This window comes from Nocardia sp. NPDC006630 (assembly GCF_040611495.1).
Classification (GTDB): Bacteria; Actinomycetota; Actinomycetes; order Mycobacteriales; family Mycobacteriaceae; genus Nocardia.
On sequence record NZ_JBEXOK010000020.1, the window covers coordinates 88784 to 95202 of the forward strand.

The 6419-nt window shown below is 64.8% G+C and carries 7 protein-coding genes; all 7 read left to right on the forward strand.

What is annotated here, in order from left to right:
* The first annotated feature begins 17 nt into the window (after positions 1–17).
* The 7 genes from atpD (at position 18) to murA (ending at position 6053) form a co-directional block, all read left to right on the forward strand.
* Entirely contained in the window at positions 18–1460 is a 1443-nt protein-coding gene (gene atpD, locus ABZX86_RS38810; protein WP_327144012.1) for a F0F1 ATP synthase subunit beta, read from the forward strand.
* Between the two features lie 6 nt (positions 1461–1466).
* Entirely contained in the window at positions 1467–1844 is a 378-nt protein-coding gene (locus ABZX86_RS38815; protein ID WP_327144013.1) for a F0F1 ATP synthase subunit epsilon, read from the forward strand.
* A gap of 269 nt (positions 1845–2113) precedes the next feature.
* Positions 2114–2719 (forward strand): MspA family porin, encoded by a 606-nt coding sequence (locus ABZX86_RS38820; RefSeq protein WP_355131216.1) that lies wholly within the window; start codon positions 2114–2116, stop codon positions 2717–2719.
* Positions 2720–2762: 43 nt separating this feature from the next.
* Positions 2763–3455 carry an MspA family porin gene (locus ABZX86_RS38825; protein ID WP_355131218.1) on the forward strand — a complete coding sequence of 231 codons (693 nt, stop codon included), beginning with the start codon at positions 2763–2765 and terminating at the stop codon, positions 3453–3455.
* 135 nt (positions 3456–3590) lie between these two features.
* Entirely contained in the window at positions 3591–4022 is a 432-nt protein-coding gene (locus ABZX86_RS38830; protein WP_297618543.1) for a DUF2550 domain-containing protein, read from the forward strand.
* 164 nt (positions 4023–4186) lie between these two features.
* Positions 4187–4780: a cob(I)yrinic acid a,c-diamide adenosyltransferase gene (locus tag ABZX86_RS38835; protein ID WP_355131221.1), complete on the forward strand. Its 594-nt coding sequence runs from the start codon at positions 4187–4189 to the stop codon at positions 4778–4780.
* A gap of 10 nt (positions 4781–4790) precedes the next feature.
* A complete protein-coding gene (gene murA / locus ABZX86_RS38840) occupies positions 4791–6053 on the forward strand; it encodes a UDP-N-acetylglucosamine 1-carboxyvinyltransferase (protein WP_355131223.1) in 1263 nt (420 codons plus the stop codon).
* Positions 6054–6419: the final 366 nt, after the last annotated feature.

A 6419-nucleotide genomic window follows, 5' to 3' on the forward strand; every position in this document is an offset into this window, starting at 1 on the left:
CCGTAGGAAGAGAAGCAATGACCGCAGCTGTCACCAATGAAACACGGGTCGGCGCCGGCACTGGCCGCGTCTCCCGCGTGATCGGCCCCGTCGTGGACGTCGAGTTCCCGCGCGGGTCCATCCCCGAGCTTTACAACGCGCTGAACGTGGAGATCACCCTCCCGTCCGTCGCGAAGACCCTGACCCTCGAGGTCGCGCAGCACCTGGGCGACGGCATCGTGCGCACCATTTCGATGCAGCCGACCGACGGCCTGGTCCGTGGCGTCACCGTCACCGATACGGGCAAGCCGATCTCGGTTCCCGTCGGTGACGTGGTCAAGGGCCACGTGTTCAACGCCCTCGGCGATTGCCTGGACACCCCGGGCCTCGGCCGCGACGGCGAGCAGTGGGGCATCCACCGCCAGCCGCCCGCCTTCGACCAGCTCGAGGGTAAGACCGAGATCCTGGAAACGGGCGTCAAGGTCATCGACCTCCTCACCCCGTACGTCAAGGGTGGAAAGATCGGCCTGTTCGGTGGCGCCGGCGTCGGCAAGACCGTGCTGATCCAGGAGATGATCACCCGTATCGCTCGCGAGTTCTCCGGCACCTCGGTGTTCGCGGGCGTCGGCGAGCGTACCCGTGAGGGCACCGACCTCCACCTGGAAATGGAAGAGATGGGCGTCCTTCAGGACACCGCCCTTGTCTTCGGCCAGATGGACGAGCCGCCGGGCACGCGTATGCGCGTCGCCCTGTCGGCCCTGACCATGGCGGAGTACTTCCGCGATGTGCAGAACCAGGACGTGTTGCTCTTCATCGACAACATCTTCCGGTTCACCCAGGCCGGTTCCGAGGTCTCGACCCTGTTGGGCCGCATGCCTTCTGCCGTCGGTTACCAGCCGACCCTGGCGGACGAGATGGGTCAGCTCCAGGAGCGGATCACCTCGACCCGTGGCCGTTCGATCACCTCGATGCAGGCGATCTACGTCCCCGCCGACGACTACACCGACCCGGCGCCGGCGACCACCTTCGCCCACCTGGATGCGACGACCGAGCTTTCGCGCCCGATCTCGCAGAAGGGCATCTACCCGGCCGTCGACCCGCTGACCTCGACCTCTCGTATTCTCGAGGCGTCGATCGTCGGCGATCGGCACTTCTTCGTGGCCAACGAGGTCAAGCGGATCCTGCAGAAGTACAAGGAACTGCAGGACATCATCGCCATCCTCGGTATGGACGAGCTCTCCGAAGGCGACAAGGTCCTCGTGGGCCGTGCCCGTCGTCTGGAGAAGTTCCTGGGTCAGAACTTCATCGTCGCCGAGAAGTTCACCGGCCAGGAAGGTTCGGTCGTTCCGCTGGAGCAGACCATCGACGACTTCGACCGCGTCTGCAAGGGCGAGTTCGATCACCTGCCCGAGCAGGCGTTCAACTCTTGCGGTGGCCTGGACGACGTCGAGGCCGCTGCGAAGAAGATCGCCGGGAAGTAGTCACCCATGGCAGATATGTCAGTTGATCTGGTCGCTGTCGAGCGATCGCTGTGGTCGGGGCGGGCGAGTTTCGTCTCCGCGCAGACCACGGAGGGTGAGATCGGCATCCTGGCCGGCCACGAACCGCTGCTCGGCCAGCTGGTCGAGGGCGGCACGGTGACCATCGTGTCCGACAACGACGAGCGCATTGTCGCGGCCGTGCACGGCGGATTCTTCTCGGTCACCGCCACTTCGGTGCGCGTGCTCGCCGAATCCGCCGAGTTCGCAGGCGATATCGACGAGGCGGCCGCCAAGGCCGTGCTCGCCGATGCCGATGCGGACCCGGCCGCGCGGGCCATCGCCGAAGGTCAGGTTCGTGCACTGCAAAAGGCTGCCGAGGCCTAAGGCTTTTTCTCGGCAAATGAGCGGCGGCTCTGGGAAATATCCCAGGGCCGCCGCTCTTGTCGTTTACACTCACACCGGGTTTACACTCACAGCGGCTGCGGATGTGATCTGAACCACTCCGCAATGTCTCGGCTATTTCAGCACTTTCAGCTTTACCTCAATGAGTTGGCGCAGCGCGGTCTCGCCCGGGTATGAGCGGGTGTGGCCTCGCCACGATGAGCGAGGGGTGAATGAACGGGCTTCGGATAAGCAGATGGATGGTCGCCGCGGTGGCAGTCGTGGTGGGCCTCGGATTCTTTTCACCGGGTGCGGCATTGGCCGACACCATCGTCCCGCTGCCGGACGGTCATATCGAGGGACCGGGCGTGAAAATCACGAGTGTCGGTGAGCGAGCGATCATTTCGCCGTCGCTGGCATCCAATGGCGCGGGGCGCACGGCCTGGCTCAGCGGCAATGTGATCGCCGAGGTCGTGGTGCCGGACGGCACCGTGGGACCGAACAACGGCCCCAAGAACTTTCCCGGCACGAACGACTCGGGCACGCACGGCTCCTCCAACCTGACCGTGGGATACGTCGTGGGATGCCAGGTGGCGCTCGGCGCGCTGACCGCCAATACCGCCTTCACGATCAGTACCTCACCGAGTCTGATCGGTGGATTCAGTTTTCCGCTGTCGCCCGGCCAGGTGAATTGGTTGTCGATCAACAACATCGAGTTGGTGAAGAGCGACACCTACCAGATGCAGTACCAGGACATTCCGATGGATATCCAGGGCTGCGGCGGATATGCGCAGGCTCGCCAGTTCTCGGTGGTCGAAGTCATCGGTGCGGACTACGCGAAGGTGACGCTCTACGGCCAGCCGTTCAGTCTCGGCTGACGCTTCGACAGGCTTTTGCAGGACTCCGACGCGAAGGGATCGCATGTTCGGCACGAAGAGGAAGCTGCGGGGCGGAAGGCTTTTCGGAACGGCGCTGGCGGCGCTGGTGGTATCCGGTGTCCACGCACCCGGTACGGCGATCGCAGACACCATCATTCCGCTGCCCGGCGGGGTGATTTCCCGGACATTGGCGGACGGTACCGTCGTCACGCTGCGCATCGACGGGGAATCGGCCAAGATCAATCCGTCGATGGGGGATACGCCGCTGCATCGCAATGTGTGGGTGACCGGGCGCGGCAGCGTGGACCTCAACGGGCCGAGCGCCGCGACGGCGACGATCAAGATCTCCCCGGGGTACGTGGTCGGCTGCCAGGTGGATATCAACTCGTTCTCACCGAGCGAAAATGCCGGTGAGTCAGCAACTTTGGGTGCCGGCGGGCTGTCGAACCTGCAGCCCTCGGAAGGCCTCGGCGGTGGCATCACCCTCGGGCCGGGGCAGGCCGTCGCGCAGTTGATGCTGGATCTGGAGATGCCGGACGACTACGGCCAGGAGTCGCACAAGCGCTACAACAAGATTCTCGGCCCGCACGCCAGTGTCAGCTGGGTCGACGAGACGTTCGCGGTGAACGGCTGCGGTGGTTACGCACAGGCCCGATCCTTCGTGCTGGCGGAAATCGACACCACGACCTTCATCGGGAACCTGGCCCTCTGGGGTGAGCCCTTCACCATGGGCTGAACAGGGCATACGTCACATTAGGTGGATGGCCGGACCCCGCGTTCTCGCGGTCGCTAGTATCGACCGAACACGGGGTCCGGCCGCTGGCCGATTCGTGAAAGACACCCGAGGCTGATGTGAAGGGATGGAGCAGCATTGCGAACCGGAATGGTGGTGCTGATCATTCTGGTGCTGTTGCTTGTCGGTTTGGCTCTGGCCTCGACATATCGCCTCGTCATGCTGCGTCGCGGTGGTACCGCCGCACTCCTGCGCACGCTGCCGGTGCGCGGGCACGGCGCGGGCTGGCGGCACGGCCTGATCCGCTACGGCGAGGACAATCTCGTCTTCTACAAACTCTCCAGCCTCAAGCTGGGTCCGGATTGCACGATCAGCCGTCTCGGCATCGAGGTGGCCAGCGGTCGCCGCGCCCCCGAGGGCGATGAGTTCGACATCATGAATGACGAGGCCATCATCAATGTCTCCGACGGCGAGGGCAGCTATGAGCTCGCGCTCGATCGCGGCGCCCTGGCCGCCTTCCTCTCCTGGGTGGAATCGCGCCCGTCGGAGCGCATCCGCCGCCGCCGGTAGGCTGACCCGCCTCCCCGAACCTTTGGCGCACGGCTTGGGAGCCGCTGGCTGTGGGGGACGCGTGGTGCGGTTGGGAGCGGCGACGATTTTGGGGGTACCCGGGGAGTTACCCCGAAGCTCACGAGATCAGGCGTTGCGTTTTACCGCGGGGTTAGTGTTGCTCTGTGAGCGTTCATTTGACGAGGATTTATACCCGCACCGGCGATGACGGGACCACGGGGCTCAGCGATTTTTCGCGGGTGTCGAAGACCGATCCGCGGCTGGTCGCCTACGCCGACTGTGACGAGGCCAATGCGGCGCTCGGTGTCGCGATCGCGCTCGGGGCTCCCGATGAACGGATCCTGCGCGTGCTGCGCACCATCCAGAACGACCTCTTCGATGCGGGCGCGGATCTGTCGACCCCCGTTGTCGCGGAACCGAAGTACGCGCCGCTGCGGATCACGCAGCCGTACATCGATCGCCTCGAGAAATGGTGTGATGAGTTCAATGAGCCTCTGGCGCCGTTGAATTCGTTCATTCTGCCCGGCGGCACACCGCTCGCCGCGCTCTTGCACACGGCGCGCACCGTGGCGCGACGCGCCGAGCGTTCGGCGTGGGCCGCCGTCGACGCGCATCCCGAGGACACCAGCGCGCTGCCGGCGAAATACCTGAACCGACTCTCCGACCTGCTGTTCATCCTCGGCCGGGTCGCCAACCCCGACGGCGACATCCTTTGGCGCCCGGGCGGAGAGGCCACGAGCGAGGGTGCGGACCACTAGGCTGGCCCCCGTGAGTGAACGGTTTCTGGTGACCGGGGGCAGCAGGCTCGTCGGTGAGGTCGCGGTAGGCGGCGCGAAGAACAGCGTCCTCAAGCTGATGGCCGCCGCGCTGCTGGCCGAGGGTACGACCACCATCACCAACTGCCCGGACATCCTGGATGTGCCGTTGATGGCGGAGGTGCTGCGCGGTCTCGGCTGCGATGTCACGGTGGACAGCGGGACGGTGACGATCGTGACGCCGGCAGAACCCAAGTACCACGCGGACTTTCCGGCGGTCACCCAGTTCCGCGCCTCGGTGTGCGTGCTCGGTCCGCTGATGGCGCGCTGCAAGCGCGCGGTGGTGGCGCTGCCCGGTGGCGATGCCATCGGTTCGCGGCCGCTCGATATGCATCAGCAGGGACTACGGCTGCTCGGCGCGACCAGCGAGATCGAGCACGGTTGCCTGGTGGCCCGCGCCGATCAGCTGCAGGGCGCGCGGATTCGGCTGGACTTCCCGTCGGTGGGCGCGACCGAGAACATCCTGATGGCGGCGGTGCTCGCCGAGGGTGAGACGGTCATCGACAATGCCGCGCGGGAACCGGAGATCGTCGATCTCTGCACCATGCTGGCGCGCATGGGCGCGATCATCTCCGGTGCGGGCACCTCGGTGCTGACCATCGATGGTGTGGACAAGCTCTCGCCCACCACGCATCGCGTGATCGGTGATCGCATCGTCGCCGCCACCTGGGGTATCGCCGCCGCCATGACCCAGGGTGATGTGCGGGTCACGGGTATCAACCCCAAACACCTTTCGCTGGTGCTGGACAAGCTGCGCTCCGCCGGCGCGCGAATCTCGTTCGAACCGGACGGTTTCCGTGTCGTGCAGTCGGAGAGACCGCGTGCGGTGAACTTCTCGACGCTGCCGTTCCCGGGTTTCCCGACCGACCTGCAGCCCATGGCCATCGGCCTGGCCGCGATCGCGGACGGCACCTCGATGATCACCGAGAACATTTTCGAAGCGCGCTTCCGCTTCGTGGAAGAGATGATCCGGCTGGGTTCCGATGCCCGCACCGATGGGCATCACGCTGTGGTGCGCGGCATTCCGCGGTTGTCGAGCGCGCCGGTCTGGTCTTCGGACATTCGCGCCGGCGCGGGTTTGGTGCTCGCGGGTCTGGTCGCCGACGGGGTGACCGAAGTGCACGATGTCTTCCACATCGACCGGGGCTACCCGGAATTCGTGGAGAACCTGCGCTCGCTCGGAGCCGAGATCGAGCGCGTCGGAACCTCCGACTGAACAGCAGATGTCGGACAGGGTTCACGAAAAACGCTCCTGAACAGCCGATTTGACATGCGAATGACCAACACGTAACTTTATTCGAGTCAGAGCGACACGGACACCGACCAGGGCCGAGAGGTCAGGGACACGAGGTTGGACGGCGAGCGCCTGATGCTCACACGGTTCTCCTGATCAGCGGATTTGGTTCTGCTGTGCTGGGCGAGCTAAGCTTTGAAAGCAGCCGCAGAGATCAACCGGGACAAAGAGCCCGAGGGATTCTGCGTGCGTGTGTTCTTTGAGAACTCAATAGTGTGTCGATGAATGTCAGTGCCAATATTATTATTGGTTCCGGCTTCTCATACCCCCCGGTTGAGAGGTCGGACA

Coding starts and splice junctions, on each gene's coding strand:
- atpD (WP_327144012.1), top strand. CDS start 18: ATGACCGCAGCTGTCACCAATGAAACACGGGTCGGCGCCGGCACTGGC.
- ABZX86_RS38815 (WP_327144013.1), top strand. CDS start 1,467: ATGGCAGATATGTCAGTTGATCTGGTCGCTGTCGAGCGATCGCTGTGG.
- ABZX86_RS38825 (WP_355131218.1), top strand. CDS start 2,763: ATGTTCGGCACGAAGAGGAAGCTGCGGGGCGGAAGGCTTTTCGGAACG.